General features: G+C 42.7%; 1 protein-coding gene. It reads right to left on the bottom strand.

The genetic code is table 11. From position 1 onward, the window contains the following. Positions 1 to 16 precede the first annotated feature (16 nt). A partial coding sequence (locus tag R7Q48_RS31110; RefSeq protein ID WP_318134277.1) for a MazG family protein occupies positions 17 to 517 on the bottom strand: 501 nt, incomplete at its 5' end.

Here is a 517-nt window from a genome sequence, read left to right as displayed (position 1 = left end):
TATTTTGTCTGCAACTTCACTCTTCTTTTTTCACTTCATTCCAAAAATTGTCGAGTTCTGACAACGTACACTCGGTGAGTGTTCTTCCTGATTGCGCGACCTTACCTTCAACTTGCTTAAAACGCTTGGCAAACTTAATGTTCGCTTTGCTTAATGCCACTTCTGGGTCTTTGCCAAGATGACGTGCTAAATTGACCGTAGCAAACAACAAGTCCCCTAACTCAAGTTCGACTTTCTCTTCATCTGGTTCGATTTGAAGCGCTTCTTCCATCACCTCATCCACTTCTTCTTGAACCTTACTGACTACTGGCCCAAGCGAATCCCAATCGAATCCGTATTTCGCACATTTTTTCTGAATCTTTGTAGCACGAGAAAGCGCCGGTAAAGAGTTTGGTATTGAGTCTAGGATACTTTCTTCAGCTTTGCCTACTTGCGCTTTTTCTTTTGCTTTTTCCGCTTCCCAGTTGGCATTAATTTCCTCGTCAGACTCAAACTCAACATCCGAAAAAACATGCGG

Source organism: Vibrio sp. 378 (assembly GCF_033339435.1).
Note: the sequence above shows the minus strand (reverse complement) of the source record. Positions and strands in the feature narration are given on the sequence as shown.